4 protein-coding genes are annotated in these 2188 nt (G+C 52.7%); all 4 read left to right on the top strand.

What is annotated here, in order from left to right:
* The first annotated feature begins 20 nt into the window (after positions 1-20).
* Genes MVO87_RS00260 through MVO87_RS00275 form a run of 4 tightly spaced genes read left to right on the top strand, consistent with a single transcriptional unit; the run spans position 21 to position 2004 of the window.
* Positions 21-440, top strand: a complete 420-nt coding sequence (locus MVO87_RS00260) for a hypothetical protein (RefSeq protein ID WP_297513395.1) — start codon at positions 21-23, stop codon at positions 438-440.
* The gene (locus MVO87_RS00265) at positions 437-1102 is read left to right on the top strand and encodes a PD-(D/E)XK nuclease family protein (protein ID WP_297551785.1); all 666 of its coding nucleotides are present in this window, start codon (positions 437-439) and stop codon (positions 1100-1102) included. The genes MVO87_RS00260 and MVO87_RS00265 overlap by 4 nt, the downstream gene beginning before the upstream one ends.
* Positions 1099-1689 (top strand): hypothetical protein, encoded by a 591-nt coding sequence (locus MVO87_RS00270; RefSeq protein ID WP_297551787.1) that lies wholly within the window; start codon positions 1099-1101, stop codon positions 1687-1689. The genes MVO87_RS00265 and MVO87_RS00270 overlap by 4 nt, the downstream gene beginning before the upstream one ends.
* Before the next feature lie 51 nt (positions 1690-1740).
* Positions 1741-2004, top strand: a complete 264-nt coding sequence (locus MVO87_RS00275) for a hypothetical protein (protein WP_297551789.1) — start codon at positions 1741-1743, stop codon at positions 2002-2004.
* Positions 2005-2188: the final 184 nt, after the last annotated feature.

Consider the following 2188-nt stretch of genomic DNA (forward strand, 5'->3'; position numbering starts at 1 on the left):
ACCCTCGCGGAGGTGATTTCATGAGCTTTGTTCCTGCGGTGAAGCACCTCCGCCTTTCCGAGGAAGTTCAAGCCAAGTGGAAGGAAGCCATCGAGGACTTCAACGCGCTGAAGGTGCAAGTGCTCATTGACGATGACGACCTGCCTGAGAATGCCACAAACGTCCTCGAGCTCGAGCGCCTTGAAGCCATCCTCGAGGACGCGCCGGCCCCCTCGAGAGTTTATGTGGACGGGAAAGTCTACAAGGTGAAGCTGAGGAAGCGGATTTCTCGTGAGGAGTACAAGGCCCTCATAAGTGAGCTGGAGAAGCTTGGAAAAGCCTGGTGGGACAAGCGCGAGAGGGTCATCAAGGTCCTCCGCTATGAAGAAGCGCCCGAGGAGCCTGAACAGCTCGAGGTTGAGGAAATCGTGATTACGCCTAATGAGGAGGTGAGAGCTTGAACCTTGATTCCCTCATTATTTCAGTCTCAGATGACGTTAACGAGCTTCCAGAACCCATTAAACGTCACATTGAGGAAATAACTTCAAGCGAGTACACTCATCGAGACGGCGAGGTTCACGTTACCGAGCTCCTCTACTGCCTCCGCAAGTCCTACTACAGGCGCATGGCCGAGAAGAATGGAGAAAATGTCGAAAAAGAGCTTAAGAACCGGTGGTGGCTGTACAGAGGAGTAGTCTTTGACGAGCTGTGGACAGGATTGTTCCCGAAAAACCAGGTTCGCATAACTCACCGTATTCCCAATGGGCCGGTAATAGCGGGCAAGATTGACTTTATCTATGAGGATACGGTTTATGACCTGAAGACAATCAGCAATGAATACGCCGTCCGCGACGGTCCGAAGGAGGAGCACGTGAAGCAGGTCCTCTTCTATGCTTGGGTGAACAACACTCCCAAGGCCAGCCTAATCTATGTTTGGCTTGGGGGTGTCAAGATTTTCCTCATCGACACTTCCAGGGCCTATGAGGTCGTCAAGGAGCTTGAGGAGCGTGCCATGAAGCTTTGGACGGCACTCAGAGAGATGAAACCGCCAGAGCGCGAGGAAAGCTGGCAGTGCAAGTACTGCGAGTTCAAAGACATTTGTCTCAGGGGAGGGATTGAGTGATGAGGAAACAAGTCCTCGCCCGCCACGCTCGCAATTTTTCAAAGCCAAAGCCTGTAAAGGGCCTTGCAAGAGTCTTCCGCTTCATTGACGAGGAAGTCCAACCTCATGACCCTTATCTTGCTGAAGAACTCAGACGCCAGTTGAGGGACTTTGAGAACAGGCTTAACCTCTCGGCAGTCATGAAGCTGGCCTACCCGCGCGGGCTCATTATGTATGACATTGACTCAGTCGCTTTCAAAATCCTGGAGCAGGACGGCAGGTTCAGGGGAATTAGGCCCCTCGGGGCTTTCGAGTTGAAGTGGAAGAGTGAGCGGACGATGGAAGAGGAAGGGATTCCGGTGAATGGCATGCAGTACAGGGCGCTGGAGCTGTTCTCAGAGTCTTACGGGCTTCCGCTGTTCTACATGGTGAACATTGCGTGGAAGAAGGTTGCGTTGTGGAAAGTTGGGAGTGTGGGCGTTCGTTATGCTCGTTTGAAGGAGGGGCTCGCGAGGGACCTCTATGCTGTAGTTCCGTGGGCTCAGGTGGAGCTTGTGAATCCTTCAGCCTTGCCGAGGAAGATTCCGCAGATGTTAGAAGGGAGGTGACGGGGCGTGAATGTCTCTGCTGAGTATTATGATTGGTGGTTTCGTTATGGTATGGAGGGTGAGAAGGATGTGAAGCGTCAGGACCTGACTGCGTGGGTAAAAGTGAGAAAGAGGAAGACAAAGCGCGCCACGAGGGCCAGGGTCCCGTGCATTTTGTGGGAAGGATGGGTTGTTTGGTGGAATGGAAAGCAGGAAAGGGTCGAGCAGGAGCACACGGACAAAATGGACGAGATAATAGCGTGGGTCACGAGGACCTGCAATGAGATAATTGCAAACGGGGGAACTCTCCTCGATTGGGGTTGGCATATGTTCTGAGGAGGTGACGGGGCGTGGCTCGGAGGTATAAGTTTCACATCGTACTGGTTGAGGGGGAGTGGTGGGATTTGGATGATGCAATGATGGAGTACGGGGACAGTGTTTACGACAGAATGGACGACTCATTTGAGGTAGAAGTCGAAGCAGAGAACTGGAAGGATGCGCGTGAGAAAATACTGATTGC

It is taken from the genome of Thermococcus sp. (genome assembly GCF_027063845.1).
Classification (GTDB): Archaea; Methanobacteriota_B; Thermococci; order Thermococcales; family Thermococcaceae; genus Thermococcus.

Bases quoted from the DNA above. Each gene is read 5' to 3' on its own strand.
- MVO87_RS00260 (WP_297513395.1), top strand. From the start codon at position 21: ATGAGCTTTGTTCCTGCGGTGAAGCACCTCCGCCTTTCCGAGGAAGTT.
- MVO87_RS00275 (WP_297551789.1), top strand. From the start codon at position 1,741: ATGGAGGGTGAGAAGGATGTGAAGCGTCAGGACCTGACTGCGTGGGTA.